We start from the raw sequence: 18129 nt of genomic DNA, 5'->3' as shown, positions 1-18129 counted from the left end.
GTCTCACAGGTATTTGGTGATGTCTTTGAACTCGGCCATGGCCCGACGGGCCTCGGCCGGGTCGCCCTCGGCCGCATGGGCGAGGCAATGGTCGATGTGATCGTGGATCAGGGTCTTCTTGGCCGCCGCCACGGCCTTCTCGATCGCATGAAGCTGCTGGGCGAGATCCAGACACGTTCGCCCACCCTCGATCATGGCGATGGTCTTGCGCAGATGACCCTCGGCGCGCTTCAGCCGATTGATGATCTCGGGGTGGGATTCGTGGACGACGTGAGCCATGAGGCTATGCTATCCCCCTGGAGGGGATAAGACCAGCCTCTCTTGGTTACCCGCCGCAGGACGACGTTCGATGTTTTCACCGCTTCGCCATGCCGGTTACCGGCATCTGTTCATCGCCCAGGTCGCGGCCCTGCTCGGCACGGGCATGGCGACGGTGGCGCTGGGTCTGCTGGCGCATGATCTGGCCGGGGCCAATGCCGGCGAAGTCTTGGGGATGGCCCTGGCCATCAAGATGATCGCCTATATCGGCGTCGCGCCCTTCGCGAGCGCCCTGGCGGCCAGGCTTCCCCGCAAGGCCCTGCTGGTCTCGCTGGATGTCGTCCGGGCCTGTGTCGCCGGCGCCTTGCCGTTCGTTGGCGAGGCCTGGGAGGTCTATGCCCTGATGACGGTGCTGTACGTCGCCTCGGCGGCCTTCACCCCGGCGTTCCAGGCGATGATCCCCGACCTGCTGCCTGACGAGGCGGAATACACCAAGGCCCTGTCGCTCTCGCGCCTCGCGGCCGATCTCGAGAGCGTGGCCAGTCCCGTGCTGGCGGCCGTGCTCCTCGCCTTCATGAGCTACAACAATCTGTTCGCCGGGACGTCCCTCGGCTTCGTTATCTCGGCCCTTTTCGTCGTCACGGCTGCACTGCCGGTACTGACGCAGACGGCTCAGAAACCCTTCATCCAGCGGCTCACGGGCGGGGTTCGCCTGTTCGCTTTGACGCCACGTCTGCGCGGTCTGATCGCCATCAGCATCGCCGAGGCCGCCGGCGGGGCCATGGTGTTCGTCAACACGGTCGTCCTGGTGCAGTCCCGCTTCGCCATGTCCGGCCAAGCCGCCGCCTGGGCGCTAGCGGCTTTCGGGGCGGGGTCGATGGCGGCGGCGATCGCCCTGCCTCGCCTGCTGGACCGGGTCGCAGACCGGACCGCCATGTTGTGGGGCGCCGCGATCATGACCCTGGTGCTGCTTGGGGGATCGGTGCTGGCGACCACCTATGTCGCCCTGCTCATCCTCTGGGCCGTCATGGGCGTCGGCTATTCGCTGACCCTCACACCGGCGGGTCGCGCCTTGCGTCGGTCTTCCAACGCACAGGATCGTCCGGCCCTGTTCGCGGCGCAGTTCGCCCTGTCCCACGCCGCCTGGCTGATCGCCTATCCGGTCGCCGGTCTGGTCAGCGCGGCTGCGGACCCCAGCGCGGCCTTTCTGGTGCTGGCCGCCCTGTGCGCGTTCGGAACGGTCCTAGGATTTGTAGTCTGGCCTGCGAACGACCCGACGGACCTGCCGCATCGGCATGACGCACCGGCCGAAGACGATCCGCATCTGGACGGTCAATCCGGAGAGGCGTTGCACAGCCATCCCTTCGTCATCGACGAGCGCCACCCGCGATGGCCGACGACGAAGGAGTGAGCCCAAGGCGGGAGACATCCGACCGTAAGCCTCAGTCGACGAAATCGACGCTCTCGTAGTCGCCCGAGGTTTGAAGCGTGATGGTGACACGCTCGCCGCTGCGGTTACGCCAGAACCAGCCGTGATGACCCGCGAAAGCGGCCGTTAGCACCCCCGTCTCGCGGGCGGAGGTTCCCTTGCTATAGCCGTGATAGGTGATCCCTTGGCCGTCACCATGGGTGTCATAGTTCACCGCCGGGCCACTGGTGGACCAGGTGAAGTTCGCCTTCGCGCCGTCCCCCATGGCCATTTTGATCTCGGCCCCCTCGTCAGGCTCAAGGGTCAGGGACGTGCGATGGCTGCGACCCGCCGATGCGCCATTGGTTGTCGTAGCTGCGGCTGCCGTCTGGGTCGTGACCGCTGGCGGGACGGCTTCGGTCTTGGCAGACCTGGCCGGCTCCTGAGTTGCGGTGTCTGGTGAGCCCACTGGTGCGGCTGCCGGCAAGGCAGGCGCGGTCCTCGTGGATGTAATGACCGCCGCCGTTGAGGCCGCTTCAGCCGCAGCTTCAACGGCGAGTTGGCGCTTGATCCGGCCCATCTCGGTCAGCCCGAAGACCGAGCCGATGCGGGTAGGATCGACGCCGTACTCGGCTGGAAGGACCACGGTGACCAGCAGGGCCGAGGCGATGACGACGGCGACGCCGGTAGACTTGAGCAGCTTGGCCGTCGACGGCAGTTCGGCGGGATCGGGTTGATTGAGATTTTGCATGGAAGGTCTCCCGTCAGGCGACGAAGAAGCCGACGAGCTGATAGCCCGTCAGGATGAAACCGAGGATCATGAGGATGACGTTGGCCAGATAGGCGTGGCGCCCGAAGCTGGCGGTCCGGCGCCAGAATCCCATGGCGATCAGGATGGCTCCGAGCGCCAGAAGCTGGCCGATCTCCACGCCGATGTTGAAGGCGATCAGGTTGACCAAGAGGCCGTCTGAAGACAGCTGGAAGTCCTGCAGTTTGGTCGCCAGACCCAGGCCGTGGAACAGACCGAACGCCAGGGTCGCGGCCCTGGCGTCCGGCTGGACACCGAACCAGCGTCGGTAGGCCCCCATGTTGTCGAGCGCCTTGTAGACGACGGACAGGCCGATGATGGCGTCGATCAGATAACTGGAGACGTTGACGTTCAGCATCACGCCCAGCAGCAGGGTCGTCGAATGCCCGACGGCGAACATGGTGACGTAGAGGCTGATATCCTTGAGGCGGTAGAGGTAGAAGATCACCCCGAACAGGAACAGCAGATGGTCGTAACCGGTGACCATGTGCTTGGCCCCCAGATAGACGAAGGGCCAGAAGACGATGCCGGACGTCTCCTGGATGTAGCCCTTGTCCCCTGCCGCCACCCCGTGCGCCAGGGTGGCGGTGAACAGGCCGTTGAGGAAGAGCACCAACAGGCCTGCGCTCAGCAGGCCGATGGGCGTTCGCAACCAGGCGGTCGCGCGCTGGAGACGCGGGTTCATGAAGTCCTCCGGGAGTATGCGAAGGGAAGCCGCTCACGCCACGACCGTCTGACGCCGTTCGGCGAAGACGGGCGGCCGTGGACGAGGCTGTAGAGGGCGGGGAGCACGAGCAGGGTCAGCAGGGTCGAGGAGATGATCCCGCCGATGACGACCGTGGCCAGCGGGCGCTGGACCTCGGCGCCGGCTCCGACGTTCAAGGCCATGGGCACGAAGCCGAGGCTGGCGACGAGCGCCGTCATCAGCACCGGGCGAAGACGGGTCAGCGCCCCCTCCCGGATTGCCTCGCCAAGAGGCTTCCCTTCGGCGATCAAGCTGCGGATGAAGGTGACCATGACGACACCGTTGAGCACGGCGACCCCGGACAGGGCGATGAATCCGACCCCCGCCGAGATCGACAGAGGCAGCCCACGCAGCATCAGGGCGGCCACCCCTCCGGTCAGGGCCAGAGGCACGCCGGAGAAAACGATGGCCGAGTCCTTGACCGAGCGGAACAAGGCGAACAGCAGGCCGAAGATCAGCAGCAACACCGCGGGAACCACGAGTTGCAATCGTTTGGCGGCCGAGATCAACTGCTCGAACGTTCCGCCATAGGTGACCCAATAGCCGGCCGGTATGGCGACCTCAGCATCGACCCGGTCCTGAACCTCGCGGATGAACGAACCCAGGTCGCGGTCGCGGACATTGGCCGTGGTCACGATGCGGCGTTTGCCGTTCTCTCGGCTGATCTGGTTCGGACCCTTTGTGAGTTCGATCGTGGCGACCTCATTCAGGGGCACGAACTGACGCGGCTGTCCTTCGCCCGCCGGGAGCGGGACCTGGAGACGACCGATGGCGTTGGTGTCGGCGCGCAGACGCTCGGGCAGGCGGACAACGACGTCGAAACGACGGTCACCCTCGAAGATTTGCCCGGCGGTCGTGCCGCCCATCGAGGTGGAGATAACCGACTGGACGTCTTCGATGCTCAGGCCAAGGCGCGCCATGGCGGGTCGGTTGGGTGTGATCTGGAGCACCGGCAGGCCGGTGATCTGTTCGGTCTGGGGATCGGCGGCCCCGTCCACCGAGGCCACGATGGCTTCGATCTCGGCGCCGAGGCGCAGCAGTTCGTCGAGATCGTCGCCATAGACCTTGATGGCGACGTCGGCCCGCACCCCGCTCAGCAGTTCGTTGAACCGCATCTGGATCGGCTGGGTGAACTCGTATTTGCTGCCGGGAATCTCATTCACGGCCTCTTCCATCTCGGCGACGAGGTCGCCGCGAGACTTGCGAGGGTTCGGCCAATCCTTCCTGTCCTTCAGCATGATGAAGGTGTCGGCGACCGAGGGCGGCACCGGATCGGTGGCGACCTCGGCGGTGCCGATCTTGGCCACGACCCGCTCCACCTCGGGGAAGCGGGCGATGCGGGCTTCCAACGCAGTCTGCATCTGCACGGCCTGGGTCAGGCTGGTGCCCGGGATGCGCAGGGCGTGCATGGCGATGTCGCCTTCGTCGAGATTGGGCACGAACTCCGAGCCCATCCGCGACGCCCCGAACCCGGCGAGCAGCACCAGCACGACCGCAATGCCGATCATCAGGCTGCGGGTCCTGAGCGCGAAGTCGAGCGCCGGCTGATAACCCACCCGGGCCCAGCGCATCAGGAAGCTGTCCTTCTCCTCGACCTTGCCGGTGACGAACATGGCGACGGCGGCGGGTACGAAGGTCAGGGACAGCAGGAGCGCTGCCGTCAGGGCGATGACGACGGTGATCGCCATCGGGTGGAAGGTCTTCCCCTCCACCCCGGTCAGGGCGAAGATGGGGACATAGACCAGGGTGATGATCATGACCCCGAATAGCGAGGGCCGGATTACCTCGCTGGAGGCGGTCGCCGCCAGATCGAACCGTTCCTCGCGGGTCAGGATACGACCCAGGCGATGCTGGGCCTCGCCGTAGCGCCTGAGGCAGTTCTCGACGATGATGACGGCGCCGTCCACGATCAGGCCGAAGTCGAGCGCGCCGAGGCTCATCAGATTGCCGGAGGTTCCGGTCCGCACCATGCCGGTGATGGTCATCAGCATGGTGACGGGAATGACCGCCGCCGTGATCAGGGCCGCGCGGATGTTGCCGAGCAGCAGGAACAGCACGACGATGACCAGCAGGGCGCCCTCGACGAGGTTCTTTTCGACGGTGTGGATGGCGCGTTCCACCAGTTCGGTGCGGTCGTAGACCGGCGTGGCGACGACACCGGGCGGCAGGGCCTTGGCGGCTTCCTGCAGGCTGGCGGCGGCGGCCTGGGCGACGATACGGCTGTTCTCGCCAGCCAGCATGAGAACCGTCGCAAGGACCGTCTCCTTGCCGTTCTCGGTCGCGGCGCCGGTGCGAAGTTCCTGGCCCATTCCGATGTCGGCGACGTCCAGGATGCGGATCGGAACGCCCCCACGCGTGGCGATCACGATGTTGCCCAGGTCTTCACTCGTCGAAGCCTGCCCCGGCACCCGGATCAGATACTGTTCGCCGAAGCGCTCGACATAGCCCGCGCCGACGTTGGCGTTGTTGTTGTCCAGCGCTTCGACCACCTCGGCCATGGTCACCCCGTAGGCCGCCAGCCGCTGCGGATCGGGTGTGACGTGATACTGACGCTCGTAGCCGCCGACGGTGTTGACCTCGGTGACACCGCGCGTGTTGCGAAGCTGGGGCCGGATGACCCAGTCCTGAAGCGTGCGCAGGTCTTCGGTCGTATAGGGCTGGCCGTCGGGACGTCGTGCACCCGGCTCGGCCTCGACCGTATACATGAAGATCTCCCCGAGGCCGGTGGCGATAGGGCCAAGTTCAGGGGTGACGCCGGGGGGAAGCTGACCGAGGGCGCTTTGGAGGCGCTCATTCACCAGTTGGCGTGCGAAATAGATGTCGGTGCCGTCGTCGAAGATGACGGTCACCTGGCTCAACCCGTATCGCGAAACCGAGCGGGTGTATTGAAGGCCCGGAACGCCTGCGACGGCGGTCTCGACGGGGAAGGTGATGCGCTGTTCGGCCTCCAGCGGCGAATAGCCGGGGGCTTCGGTGTTGATCTGAATCTGGACGTTGGTGATGTCCGGAGTGGCGTCGATCGGCAGGCGCTGGAAGCTCCAGACGCCGATGGCGCAGGCCAGGAGGACGAGCCCCATGACCGCCCATCGGAAGCGGATCGACAGGGCGATGATGCGTGCAAGCATGGTTCTCGCGCCCCCTAGTGATCATGGCTCGCGCCGGACTTTTCGATGTCCGCGCGAATGAGGAAGGCGCCGTCCACGACGTATTCGGTTCGGGGTTCGAGCCCGCCAAGCACCTCGGTCCACTCGTCGGTCCTTCGGCCCAGTTCGAGCATCCGCACCTCATAGGTGTTGCCGACCTTGGCGTAGACGACCTGGAAATCGCGGAACGGCTGGATGGCCTTGGTCTGGACGGCGAGAGGCACTGCACCCTCACCGACCTGAACGGTGCCCTGTACTCCCAGGCCCGGCCGCCAGACGCCGCCCTGATAGGCCAGTTCGACATGGGCGATCAGGGTCTGGCTCATCGGATCAGAGCCGGGCAGGATGGTTTCGATGACGCCATTGAAACGGTGGTCACCTGCCAGACTGGTGACCTCGACCCGCTGGCCCCGGCGGACACGTTCTGCATCGCGCGGATAGAGGGCGAACTCGGCATGGAGGCGGGTTGGGTCGCCGATCACCAGCATCGGCTCGCCGCCCGCGCCGGTGATGGCCCCGGCGTTGACGTTCTTGGCCATGATGACGCCGGAGATCGGCGCGGTGACGGAATAGGTCTGGAGGCTCTCGCTGGACTCGACCCGCGCCACAACCTGGCCTCGCGATACGCGCTGGCCCAGTTCGACGTTCAACGCCATCACCCGACCCGGATAGCGGGCGAAGACATCGCTCTGGCCCTCAGGCGTGATCTCGACCCGACCGCTCAACGGCAGAGACTCGCCCAGGACTGCGGAACCGGCGCGCTGCGTGGTGACGCCACCGGCGCGGGCGGCGTCGGCTGAGATGACGGTGCGACCCTCATAGGACTGGTAGGCCCAGGTCGATCGCTTGCCGTTCTGGGTCGCCGCGACCGCCACGTCGAAGGAGTGCGGCTCGGAGACGACACCGGGGCTGGCGAGATAGTCCTCGGTCGGGATGAAGGTGAACCGATCGACCTTCGGCCCGAGACGGGTCAGGGCCATGGTCGCCTGGACCTGACGTGGATCGAGCGGCTTGTCCTTCAGATAGGGATAGAGCCGGAACAGGGGCTCTGGTCCTTCCTCGAAGATGGTGATCTCAAGGGCGAAGTCTCCGTCGCGGAGCATCCGGCCTCGGTGAGGGCCACGCTCATAGTCGGCGGCGGCAGCCTCGCCGTTTTCGCCTGCCTTTTCGGCGGGCTTGTCTCCGCAAGCGGCGGCGGCGAAGGCGAGGACGATCGCGGACGCAACGAGCCAGCGCCGCGAAGGTGTCAGGCGGATCATGGTTGAGTCTCCAGGGCGAGGATCAGGGCGCCGTGCGCGCCGGTCAGTCTGTCGAGGCGGGCGCGATCGATATGGAATTGCTTGAGCACCGCGACGCGGCGGGCGCGGGTCTGCAGCAGGGCGGTCTGGGCGGAGATGACGTCGTTGTAGGTGAAGCCGCCCCTGTTGAAGCCGTCGCGCACCAGAACGACGGCGCGCTCGGCCTGGGGAAGGGTTTCCTGCCCGATCCTGCGAGCTTCGCTGGCTCGGGCCATGACCTGAACCTGCAGGCGCGCGATCTCACGTTCACGGTCGATGCGGGCGGCGGCGAGATCACCCTCGGCGGCCAGCCCCTCCGCTCGGGCGCGGTCGATGGCCCCGAGGTTCTGGTCGTAGCGACCAAGGGGAATCGACGCGCCGACGACAAAGCCGAGGTCGTTGCCGTCCCCGAAGTGACGGACGCCGGCGCTGACCGTGGCGTCCGACCGGGCGCGGGCCGTCTCCACCGCCACCCGGGCGACGGCGATGTCGCGCTGTGCGACGAAGATGTCCAGGTCCGCCTGGGCGACCCCATCCGTGACGTCGAGCGCCGACCGGGTGTCGGCGAAGGTCTCGGCGCCAAGGGTGAAGTCCGATGACCCATCCCAGAACCGGGCCAGCGAAATGTTGGCGACCCGGACGGTAATCCCGGCCTGATCGAAGTCGATCTGGGCCTGAGCCAGTTCGGCCTCGGCGCGCGCCCCGGCGAACAGAGGATCGCGCGCCATGTCCACGCGGCGACCGACCTCGGTCTGGAACCGTTCGGCGAGGTCAAGGCGCTCGCGGGCGATCTCCAACTCGGCCTGAGCCGCCAGAGCTTCCGCCCAGGCGCGCTGCACCTGTTCGAGCCGGTCCAACTGGCGAATGCGCGCGGTGGCGTCGACCAGCAGCCCTTCGGCTTCGGCGAGAGAGACACGGGCGGACCTGTCACCGCCCCGCTCGAACCGTTGCTCGACTGTGAGCGTGGTCTCGGTCCGACGGAACAGGTCGCCTCCGCCGATGGTCGGAAAGTTCTCGACCATCACCCCAAGCGTGGGGTTGGGACGAACGTCCGCCTGACGCACGGCTGCCCGCGACGCCTGTCGCCGGGCCTGGGTCGGTGCCAGTGAGGGATCGACCAGGGCGGCTCGACGCAGCGCCTCGTCCAGCGACAGTACAGGCGCGGTGGACGTGGCCGCCGCATCCTGTGCGACAGCAAGGGTCGGCGGCAGCGAGGCCGCCAGAATGAGCGCGAGGGCCGACACGGCCGTCAGTCGCGCCCACGGCCCGGCAATGCCGGACGATGGGGTCTTCAAGGGATTCTCTCCGGGAAACGGGGGTGCACGCGCGACCGATTGGCCGCGTCGGATCAGATGATCGTGCGCGTCCGTCTGGGAGGGTATTCAGGCCCGTCGCCGTCGTGGGCCGGACGTGCGCCATCGCCCGCCGGCTGGATCAGCACGGCGTTCATGGCGACGAGGGGGCTCAGATCGCGGTTGAGGATCGGGATGGCGGTGTGGCTGTCGCCGCTCGTATGGTGGTGATGGCTTGCTGGACGCCCGGCCTCGCCCTCGTCTTCGCCGTCTTCGGCTTGATCCAGTGGATCCTCGGCCGGCGCGTCGGGGGCGATATGGACGTGCAGCGAGCCATGATCGACGTCCGCGATCTCTGCGTGATCACCGTGGCCGATCGCGACTGCCGGCCAATCCGACGCATGGGCAATCTGGTGCCGCCCTTCCTGAACCCCATGCAGGCTCAACGTCGCCACGAGGGCGGCGCACAGGCTGACGCAAATGGTGCGAAACAGGCGAGACAAGATTGAACGGCTCCTTCATCCGCCATAGTGCGACCCGATCCCAATGGCAACGGTCGAGGTTGCCGCATCACGATATGGCTAGGATTCGTCCTTCAGGTGGATACGTGATGGCGGAGGTCGGGAGCTCCGTTGACGGCTGCGACGATGCGAACATTGATCGATCCGCCAGTCGTGGTAAGGGGCGGCATGGGAGTGACTCACTATCATTCTCAAAATGTTTTCTTGGTGGGCTGCGGGTCGCTGCGGCGCCAGTGCGGCGCCGACCGGTCGGGATTGACCGACGCCGAGGCAGTACCCACGTCTCGTGGCCCGGGGTCAGGCCGGCGCTGCGGGCCGGGCTCGCCGGCTTTCGAACCGGCGTCGGATCCAGGTTCGCCCAGGTTTCTCAACGAGCAGATGCAGGGCCGCCGCGATCAGCGCCGTGACGACGAACAACCCTGCCAGTTCGACTGGCGTGATGCGGAAGGCGCTGTCGATGCCGCGCAGTTCGGCGACCACGCCCTTGAAGGCGACGAGGACGGGCATGTGCACGAGATAGAGGGCGAAGGAGGCTTCACCGGCGAAAACCAGCGCAGGGGCGGCGAGAGGCCCCTCGCAGTCCGCGCGTGCGAGCAGGGACCAGGTCAGGATAACGGGGGCTGAGAGGGCGACGATGATCCGGTCGTCCAACGACAGCTGCATAGCGCCGAGCAACACGAGGGTAGCAGCCAGGGCGGCGGCGATGGCGACGGGCCGGCTCCAGCGCCAGCGATGGCCCAAGCCGTAGAGCGCCATGCCGATCAGAAAGGCCGGCGCTATGCGCAAGATGCCCATGTCGTCCTCGGCCCGAGGCAGAACCTTGCCGAAGGTTGAGACGTAGGCCGCGTCGATGACAACATAGCTGACGATGCCCAAGCCGAGCAGGAACCAAGGACGATGTCTCATCCGGATCGAGAGAAGGGCGTAGGCCGGGAACAGCAGATAGGCGAACCATTCCGCCGAGAGCGACCAGGACGGGCCGCTCCAATTGTATCCGATTTCGCTTGGAAACCACGCCTGCACCAGGAACAGGGTCTTGAAGAAGCCCTCTGTCGTATAGGTCGAGAGATCGAACGGAACGCCAGAGATTGAAGCTCCGAGCACCATGATCAGAACACCGCCCAAAATCGCCAGATGGAGGGGATAGAGCCGAGCCAAGCGGGCCACGAGGAAGCGCCTGTAGCTGAATGTTCCTGCGGCGAAAGCGGGGCCGTAGACGTGGGCCAGAATGAAGCCCGACAGCATGAAGAAGGCGTCGACCGCCAGCCGGCTTCGCTCGATGATCGGGCTGTAGCCGAGGGCCGGATCCCACTGAAGCTGGTAGTGGAACAGCACCACGCCCATGGCCAGGAAGGCCCGCAGGCTGGTCAGGGCCATCAGATCAGCCGGGTAGCCTTCGTGAGTCGGAGAAACGGACGTCATGAACGATGGCCCCCCAAAGGCAGGCGGCACAGGACGGACCGCTTAATTGGTCTACGCATCGGTCGCCTCCATCCCTCATTCTGTCGCATCTGGGGATCAGGCCTGCCGCGCTGGAGAAAAGGCCATGATCTGATCCTGCGCCGCTCGCGGGCTCATGGCGATCGGCTTGCAGGTTTTCATCGGAAGGCGCGATGACGCGCGCCACCGGCTCAGCCCACAGACCGGCGCGGCCATGGTGAACGATGGCCTGGATCTCATCGAGCGCGGTTTTCTCCATGGGCGATGGATCGGCCGCCCATGCGGGCCCGCACGAAGACCACGTCGCCCACGCCCATGTCGCAATCCAGCTGACCGTGGCTCGCGCGGGCTCGGCCCGCGTGGTTCTGGACGACCGTCGCGCCCCGAGCCGTCAGGCGATCGTCATCGGGCTTTCTGGCGCTGATCGGGCCGGCCCTCGCCTCGTCATTCCGCCCTCCCTGACGGCCCTGTCGAGCCCTGAGGCCCAGCCGGACCGCATCGTGGCGGGCTTCAGAGAACGGCTCGGCGTCAAGGCGTATAAGCTGGATCCACGCCTTGAAGGGGTGCTTCTCAAGCCGTCTGAGGACCCGGCGCCCGGAGCCGTCGCCCGTGGGGCCTGGTCGGTCGGCGCCTCAAGGTCCTGGCCTAGGCGCAGATGCAGGCTCCACGTCTTCGCTATGCGCCCGTGATTCTCCGTGGGTTTTTCGGCCTGTTCATCAGCCTGTGGGATCATCTCTTGGGCAAGTTCCGGTCCGGGGCCCACACGCCCCCGGACAGGCCAGATCGGCGTGTCCGATCGGCCCTACTACCCGAGAGGATATTTTAGGACGCTCGCCGAACCAATCCGACAGGCCGTCTAGGGAAATATCCTGCGCTAGCGCGATGCGCGTCCGAGAAGGTTGATCAGTTCTGTGGCCTTGGCCTTGCGATCGGAGAGATCGTCGCCGGTCATCGCCCCCATGACGCAATGGTCGAGGTGGTCTTTCAGCACCTCCCTCTCGACGCGCAGCAGGGCGGCCCGCACGGCCTGGAGCTGGGTGAGGACCTCCACGCAGTAGCGGTCCTCCTCGACCATCCGGGCGATGCCGCGAACCTGGCCCTCGATCCGGTTCAGGCGGTTCAACACCTTGGGTTTGGTTTCCGTCTGCATCCAATTCCTCGTTCTGACCGTTCGACCCTACCCTAGGACAGCGCCTTGCGCGATACCCCCATAGGGTATATCTGGCGTCCAGCTGTTTCAAGGAGCCCGCCATGTCCATGCCCTCCCATTCGCATCCGGCCGGTCACAGCTGCTGTTCGGCCAAATCGGCCGACGGCGGCGCGAAGGCGGTCGATCCGGTCTGCGGCATGACCGTCGATCCCGCGACCGCGGCGCATCGGGCCGTCCACGACGGCCAGCACTATTTCTTCTGTTCGGCGGGCTGCCGGACCAAATTCATCGCCGATCCGGACCGCTATCTCGGCGAGACCCGGCAACCGGCGCCTGTCATCCCGGGCGCCATCTACACCTGCCCGATGCATCCGGAGGTGCGCCAGGAGGGCCCGGGCTCCTGCCCGATCTGCGGCATGGCGCTGGAGCCGGAGACCGTCACCGCCGAGGCGCCGGTCAATCACGAACTGATCGACTTCACCCGCCGCCTCTGGGTTGCCGCGGTCCTGACCCTGCCCGTCTTCGCGCTCGAGATGGGCGGCCATCTGACCGGACTGGCGATGCGGATTTCGGGCCAAACCTCCAACTGGATCCAGTTCGCGCTGGCGACGCCCGTGGTGCTGTGGGCCGGCTGGCCGTTCTTCCAGCGGGGCTGGGCTTCCCTCCGCAACCGCAGCCTCAACATGTTCACCCTGATCGCCATCGGCGTCGGCGCGGCCTGGATCTACAGCGTGGTCGCGGTGCTGGCGCCGGCTCTGTTCCCGGCGGCGGTCCGCCGGATGGACGGCAGCGCGCCGGTCTATTTCGAGGCAGCGGCCATCATCACCGTCCTGGTTCTGGTGGGCCAGATTCTTGAGCTGCGCGCCCGCGAACAGACGTCCGGCGCCATCCGGGCGCTGCTTGATTTGGCGCCCAAGACCGCGCGGCGGCTCCGTGACGACGGCGGCGACGAGGACGTCACGCTCGACATGGTCGCCGTCGGAGACCGGCTGCGCGTCCGCCCCGGCGAGAAGGTGGCGGTCGATGGCGAGATTCTGGACGGTCGGGTGACCATCGACGAGTCCCTCGTCACGGGTGAATCCATGCCGGTGACCAAGGACGTCGGCGACAAGGTCGTCGCCGGATCGCTCAACAAGACCGGCTCGTTCGTGATGCGGGCCGACAAGGTGGGCGCCGACACCCTTCTGGCGCAGATCGTCCAGATGGTGGCCCAGGCCCAGCGCAGCCGCGCGCCGATCCAGCGGCTGGCCGACAAGGTGTCCGGCTGGTTCGTGCCGGCCGTGATCGCCATCGCGGTTCTCGCCGCCGTCGTCTGGGGCCTGATCGGTCCGGAGCCGCGCCTGTCCTACGCCCTCGTCGCCGCGGTGTCGGTGCTGATCATCGCCTGTCCCTGCGCCCTGGGCCTGGCCACGCCGATCTCGATCATGGTCGGGGTGGGGCGCGGCGCCCACGCCGGGGTGCTGATCAAGAACGCCGAGGCGCTGGAGCGTTTCGAAAAGGTCGACACCTTGGTGCTCGACAAGACCGGTACCCTGACGGAGGGGCGACCGTCGGTGACGGCCATCCGGCCCGCCGCCGGGTTCGACGAGACCGAGCTTCTGAGACTCTCCGCCAGTCTGGAGCGGGCCAGCGAACATCCGCTGGCCGACGCCGTCGTCCGCGCCGCGACGGATCGCAAGCTCGCGCTGTCGGAGGCCTCGGAGTTCGACAGCCCGGTCGGGCGTGGCGTCACCGGGGTGGTCGACGGCCGCCGCGTGGCGCTCGGCAACGGCCGCTACCTCGGCGAGATCGGCGTCGATGTCGCCGCCCTCGAGGCCGAGGCCGAGGCGCTACGCCAGGACGGCGCCACCGCGATCTTCGTGGCCGTGGACGGGGCCGCGGCCGGCGTCCTCGGCATCGCCGACCCGGTCAAGGCGACGACCGCCGGGGCCATTCGCGATCTGAAGGCCGCGGGCCTGCGCCTGGTGATGATGACCGGGGATAACCGGACCACGGCCGAGGCGGTGGCGCGCCGGCTCGGCATAGACGACGTCCAGGCCGAGGTCCTGCCGCAGGACAAGGCGGCGGTCGTCGAGCGGCTGCGCGCCGAGGGCCGGATCGTCGCCATGGCTGGCGACGGGGTCAACGATGCCCCGGCCCTGGCCGCCGCCGATGTTGGTGTGGCCATGGGCGCAGGTTCCGACGTGGCGATCGAGAGCGCCGGCGTCACCCTGCTGGGGGGCGACCTCCAGGGCATCGTCCGGGCCCGCAAGCTGTCGAAGGCGGTGATGAGCAACATTCGCCAGAATCTCGTCTTCGCCTTCGGGTACAACGCCCTGGGCATCCCGGTCGCGGCGGGGCTGCTGTACCCGGTCTTCGGCCTCCTGCTGTCGCCGGCTCTGGCGGCGTTGGCGATGGCCCTGTCCTCCGTGAGCGTCATCGGCAATGCGCTGCGGCTTCGTGCGGTCAGACTTTAACGGGGGCGGCATGGGGGACCGGGGCCAGGAGAAGGCGACGACCGGCGTTTGCGCCATTACGCACTCCGGCAGCCGATCCCTCGCCTGATCCAACAGCGTTCGGGTATATTTGATCAAGGCGGAACCGTGTCGGAGGACCCGGATTTAACTGGCGTTCATGTCCGGTTGCGCAACGGCGCCGAGATCCCGGTTCAAGTCCGCGTCCCGCCGCCGCCCCGCGGCGCTTTCGTCAACTAGCCGCCGGCCGATTCGCCGGCGCCGCCCCACGCCGGAGACACCCGATGTTCAACCTGACCTTCACACGCTCGTCCGTTCTGCTCGCCGGCTGTTCCGCTCTCCTCGTGGCGGCGTGCAGCCCGGCCGCCGAGCCGCCGGCGGCCTCCAAGGCCGACGAGTCGGCGCAGACTCCGGAGCCCATGGCGATGGCGCAGACGCCCTTCTCCGCCGCCGAGGCGAGGATGCACGAGGCCATGAGGTCGGCGACGGGAGCCAGCGCCGGAGAGGCATGGGCCCGCAAGATGATCCCCCATCACCAAGGCGCCCTCGATATGTCCCAGATCGTGCTGCGCGACACGCGGGATGCCGACATTCGCCGGATGGCGCAGAAGACCGTCGAGATGCAGACCGGGGACATCGCCGAGCTCCAGCGTTGGCTCGAAACAAACGTGGGGGCCGCAGCCGGTGCGGCAGCGCCGGGCGGAGGCGGTGAGCCGCCGTTCGCGCCGGCCGAAGCGAAAATGATGGAGGCCATGATGGCCGCGACCGGGGTCGACACGGACCAGACCTGGGCTCGCAAGATGATCGCGCATCACCAGGGCGCCCTCGACATGGCCCAGGTGGTGCTGCGCGAAAGCCAGGACGCCGACATCCGGCGCATGGCGCAGAAGACGATCGAGATGCAGACCGCGGACATCGCGGAGCTGCGCGCCTGGCTGGAGGCTCATCCCGCCAGCGCAGGATGATCCGGCGTCGGCGAGAAGTCCCGTTGCAGATTTGCGAGTAGAGGAAGAACAATCGATGGAAAACATGAAGACCATGCACGCCATGAAGGGGAGCTACCGTTCCTTCGGCTTCGAGCTCGTCTTGGATTTCATCATCATGTACCTGGTGATGTACACGATGATCGCGTCCCTCAATCACTTCTATTTCAACCTCAACAACGTCTACATGACGCTGATGATGGTCTCGCCTATGGCGATCCTCATGCTGGTGTTCATGCGGTCGATGTATCCGTCGAAACGGACGAATCTGCTGATCGGCGGGGCTGCCGCCCTGGTGTTTGCGGTCAGCTTCTGGGGTATGCGGACCCAGGCGGCGGTGGGAGACACGGAGTTCCTGCGTTCGATGATCCCGCACCACTCCGGCGCCATCCTGATGTGCCAGCAAGCCTCGCTGACGGATCCGGAAGTGCTCGGTCTGTGCGAGGAAATCGTCCGCTCCCAGGAACAGGAGATCGCCCAGATGAAGGCTCTTCTGGCGCGGCGCTGATCCAGCGCTAGGCGACGGGAGTTTCCGGCCCGGTCGGCTCTGCGGCAGCGTGTCGCGAGGGGCGACCGGGTCGCCTGCGTAAAACCATATAGATCGTCGCCTCGCCGAGGCGCGGTTCTGACTTTAAGGAGTATCTTATGAAGCTGGATCGTCGACTGCTGCTGCGCGGCGCCGTCGCGGGCGGCGGTCTCGCCGCCTTGCAGGGCCTGATGCCCGCCTGGGCGCAGACGGGCTCGCCGGGGCTGCGGTCGGACCTGCCTACCCTGACTGGGCCGAATATCGATCTGACCATCGGTCAGACGCCCTTCACCGTGAACGGGCGCACCGCGACGGCCACGACCATCAACGGCGTGCTGCCGGCGCCGGTGTTGCGGCTGCGCGAAGGCCAGAACGTCCGTCTGGCGGTGACGAACACCCTGGACGAAGACACCTCGATCCACTGGCATGGGTTTCTTCTACCCTTCCAGATGGACGGGGTGCCCGGGATCAGCTTCCCAGGCATCAAGCCGCGCGAGACCTTCGTCTACGAGTTTCCGATCAGGCAGTCCGGCACCTTCTGGTATCACAGCCACTCCGGCCTGCAGGAGGCGCTCGGCCACTACGGGCCGATCGTCATCGATCCGGCCGGCGCCGATCCGGTCGCCTACGACCGCGAGCATGTGCTGGTCCTGTCGGACTGGAGTTTCATGCATCCGCACGAAATCCTCGACAAGCTGAAGAAGAGCCCCGGCTACTTCAACCGGCAGCGCACGACCCTGGCGGGCCTCTTCTCCGGCGAGGACCGCATGAGCCTGGAAGAACGGCGCATGTGGGGCCAGATGCGGATGGACCCGCGCGACATCCTCGACGTGAATGGGACGACCTACACCTATCTGATCAATGGACACGGCCCGCAGGAGAACTGGACCGGCCTGTTCCGACCCGGCGAACGGGTGCGACTGCGCATCATCAACGCCTCGGCCATGTCGATCTTCAACGTCCGCATCCCCGGCCTGCCGATGACGGTGGTCCAGGCCGACGGCGAGAACGTGCGTCCGGTCGAGACCGACGAGTTCCAGATCTCCGTCGCCGAGACCTATGACGTTATCGTCCGGCCGACCGAGGACCGGGCCTACACCATCGTGTCGGAAGCCATTGACCGTTCCGGCATGGGGCGGGCGACCCTTGCTCCGCGCCTGGGGATGACCGCCGAGGTTCCGCCGCTCCGCGAGGTTCCCAACCTGACCATGAAGGACATGGGCATGGGGGACATGGGCGGCATGGGCGGCATGGACCACGGCTCGATGGGGGGCCAGCCGGGCGGCGCCATGGCGGGGATGGATCATAGCGCCATGACCGGCGCCTCCGGCGGCACCATGGCCGGGATGGATCACGGCGCCATGGCGCCCCAGTCCACGGGTGCGATGACCGGGATGGACCACGGCTCCATGGCCGGCATGAACATGCGCGATCCCGCCAACGCCCCGCCGGACATGGCGGTGGGGGTCGGCGTGGACGCCATCGCCATGGCGCCGGCCAACCGCATGGGCGAGCGCCCGACGGGACTGGCCGACGTACCCCACCGCGTGCTGGTCTACACCGACCTGGTCTCGCTGACGCCCAACAAGGACCAGCGTCCCCCGTCGCGGACCATGGAGATCCACCTGACCGGCAACATGGAGCGGTTCATGTGGGGCTTCGACGGGAGGAAGTTCAGCGAACTGGTCGAGCCGATCCGCTTTGAGCGGAACGAGCGGGTGAGGGTGACCCTGGTCAACGACACCATGATGGCCCACCCCATCCATCTGCACGGCCACTTCTTCGAACTGGTGACCGGCGGACCGGCGGGCCACCAACCGCTGAAGCATACGGTCAACGTTCTCCCCGGCGGCAAGGTCACCTTTGACCTGACCGCCGACAATCCCGGGGACTGGGCCTTCCACTGTCACATGCTGATGCACATGCACGCGGGCATGTTCAACGTCGTCACCGTCCGCCCGATGTCAGGAGCCTCGTCATGATCCGTCGGTCCGTGGGTCTCGTCCCTCTGCTCCTCGCGGCCTCGGCCGGCCCGGTGTTCGCCCAGAGCCACGCCGGGCACGGCGCGGCGGCTAACGCCGTCCAGACCGCCGTCCAGCTGCCCGCCGGTTGCGTCCGGCGCGGC

Annotated in this window: 14 protein-coding genes; 5 read left to right on the top strand and 9 right to left on the bottom strand. The window is 66.8% G+C overall.

What is annotated here, in order from left to right:
* Nucleotides 1–3: 3 nt before the first annotated feature.
* On the bottom strand, nucleotides 4–279 hold the full coding sequence (locus RTU05_RS01570; protein WP_035308120.1) for a metal-sensing transcriptional repressor: 276 nt from the start codon (nucleotides 277–279) through the stop codon (nucleotides 4–6).
* Between the two features lie 70 nt (nucleotides 280–349).
* Between RTU05_RS01570 and RTU05_RS01565 the strand changes: the two genes are divergently transcribed.
* Nucleotides 350–1669, top strand: a complete 1320-nt coding sequence (locus tag RTU05_RS01565) for an MFS transporter (RefSeq protein ID WP_035308117.1) — start codon at nucleotides 350–352, stop codon at nucleotides 1667–1669.
* A 31-nt stretch (nucleotides 1670–1700) separates the two neighbouring features.
* Here the strand turns inward: RTU05_RS01565 and RTU05_RS01560 are convergent, their stop codons facing one another.
* The 8 genes from RTU05_RS01560 to RTU05_RS01525 form a co-directional block, all read right to left on the bottom strand.
* Nucleotides 1701–2417: a hypothetical protein gene (locus RTU05_RS01560; protein ID WP_035308115.1), complete on the bottom strand. Its 717-nt coding sequence runs from the start codon at nucleotides 2415–2417 to the stop codon at nucleotides 1701–1703.
* 13 nt (nucleotides 2418–2430) lie between these two features.
* Entirely contained in the window at nucleotides 2431–3159 is a 729-nt protein-coding gene (locus tag RTU05_RS01555) for a HupE/UreJ family protein (RefSeq protein ID WP_035308114.1), read from the bottom strand.
* Nucleotides 3156–6344, bottom strand: coding sequence for an efflux RND transporter permease subunit (locus RTU05_RS01550; RefSeq protein ID WP_035308111.1), 3189 nt, complete (start codon nucleotides 6342–6344; stop codon nucleotides 3156–3158). The genes RTU05_RS01555 and RTU05_RS01550 overlap by 4 nt, the downstream gene beginning before the upstream one ends.
* Nucleotides 6345–6358: 14 nt before the next feature.
* Nucleotides 6359–7621: an efflux RND transporter periplasmic adaptor subunit gene (locus RTU05_RS01545; protein WP_035308110.1), complete on the bottom strand. Its 1263-nt coding sequence runs from the start codon at nucleotides 7619–7621 to the stop codon at nucleotides 6359–6361.
* Complete coding sequence (locus RTU05_RS01540) at nucleotides 7618–8934, bottom strand: TolC family protein (RefSeq protein WP_052004992.1); 1317 nt, start codon at nucleotides 8932–8934, stop codon at nucleotides 7618–7620. Before RTU05_RS01540 ends, RTU05_RS01545 begins: the two co-directional genes overlap by 4 nt.
* 53 nt (nucleotides 8935–8987) lie before the next feature.
* On the bottom strand, nucleotides 8988–9386 hold the full coding sequence (locus RTU05_RS01535) for a hypothetical protein (protein ID WP_312595141.1): 399 nt from the start codon (nucleotides 9384–9386) through the stop codon (nucleotides 8988–8990).
* Nucleotides 9387–9749: 363 nt separating this feature from the next.
* The gene (locus tag RTU05_RS01530; RefSeq protein WP_312571537.1) at nucleotides 9750–10829 is read right to left on the bottom strand and encodes an acyltransferase; all 1080 of its coding nucleotides are present in this window, start codon (nucleotides 10827–10829) and stop codon (nucleotides 9750–9752) included.
* Nucleotides 10830–11766: 937 nt separating this feature from the next.
* Nucleotides 11767–12042 (bottom strand): metal-sensitive transcriptional regulator, encoded by a 276-nt coding sequence (locus RTU05_RS01525; protein WP_035308104.1) that lies wholly within the window; start codon nucleotides 12040–12042, stop codon nucleotides 11767–11769.
* A 101-nt stretch (nucleotides 12043–12143) separates the two neighbouring features.
* On the opposite strand from RTU05_RS01525, the gene RTU05_RS01520 reads away from it, so the two are divergent.
* The 4 genes from RTU05_RS01520 (at nucleotide 12144) to RTU05_RS01505 (ending at nucleotide 17986) form a co-directional block, all read left to right on the top strand.
* The gene (locus RTU05_RS01520; RefSeq protein ID WP_312595139.1) at nucleotides 12144–14498 is read left to right on the top strand and encodes a heavy metal translocating P-type ATPase; all 2355 of its coding nucleotides are present in this window, start codon (nucleotides 12144–12146) and stop codon (nucleotides 14496–14498) included.
* A 281-nt stretch (nucleotides 14499–14779) separates the two neighbouring features.
* Nucleotides 14780–15460 carry a DUF305 domain-containing protein gene (locus tag RTU05_RS01515; RefSeq protein WP_052004990.1) on the top strand — a complete coding sequence of 227 codons (681 nt, stop codon included), beginning with the start codon at nucleotides 14780–14782 and terminating at the stop codon, nucleotides 15458–15460.
* A gap of 55 nt (nucleotides 15461–15515) precedes the next feature.
* Nucleotides 15516–15986, top strand: a complete 471-nt coding sequence (locus RTU05_RS01510) for a DUF305 domain-containing protein (protein ID WP_112863190.1) — start codon at nucleotides 15516–15518, stop codon at nucleotides 15984–15986.
* Between the two features lie 137 nt (nucleotides 15987–16123).
* A complete protein-coding gene (locus tag RTU05_RS01505; RefSeq protein WP_112863189.1) occupies nucleotides 16124–17986 on the top strand; it encodes a copper resistance system multicopper oxidase in 1863 nt (620 codons plus the stop codon).
* Nucleotides 17987–18129: the final 143 nt, after the last annotated feature.

The organism is Brevundimonas sp., from assembly GCF_032017145.1.
Lineage (GTDB): Bacteria > Pseudomonadota > Alphaproteobacteria > Caulobacterales > Caulobacteraceae > Brevundimonas.
The sequence above is the reverse complement of the archived record's forward strand: the minus strand, read 5'-3'. Positions and strand labels throughout refer to the sequence as shown.